This window comes from Pseudomonas sp. SDT291_1_S447, from assembly GCF_054070155.1.
Window position 1 is genome coordinate 1 of the sequence record NZ_JBSVXS010000281.1, and the last position, 610, is coordinate 610.

1 protein-coding gene is annotated in these 610 nt (G+C 55.7%); it reads left to right on the top strand.

The window, feature by feature from the left end; translation table 11 throughout:
* The coding region (locus ACW9IR_RS29540) for a calcium-binding protein (protein WP_457466144.1) at positions 1-610 on the top strand (610 nt) is incomplete at both ends.

Genomic DNA, 610 nt, shown 5'->3' on the forward strand with positions numbered 1-610 from the left:
CTGGACATCATGATCGGCGGCAAGGGCAACGACGCCTACGTACTGGATCAGGCGGGTGAACTGGCGCTCGTGCAAGAGTTGGCCAGCGAAGGTAACGATACGTTGTACCTCATGTATGCAGCGACGCCCTCGACGGCCGCCGTGAACATCAGTCTTGCTAACCTGGCCAATATCGAGAACGTCACAATCAAGGGTGCCGGCGCGTTCACGATACAAGGTAACGATCTGAACAACATCCTGATCGGCAACAGCGACGCCAACACGCTCAATGGTGGCCTGGGAGCCGACACCATGAACGGCGGCGCCGGCAACGACACTTACTACATTGACAATATTGGCGACGTGATTGTTGAAACCAACGCAGCGCTCAATGAGGTCGACTCTGTCTTGTCGACCCTGAGCTACACGCTTGGCGCCAACCTGGAAAATCTTTCGTTGCTTGGCAATGCGAACATCAACGCGACCGGCAACGAGCGCAACAACAGTCTGAACGGCAACGCAGGCAACAACATTCTCGATGGTGGTGCGGGTGCGGATACGCTGATTGGCGGAACTGGCAACGACACCTACATCGTCGACAACTATGGTGATGTCGTCATTGAGGACAGCA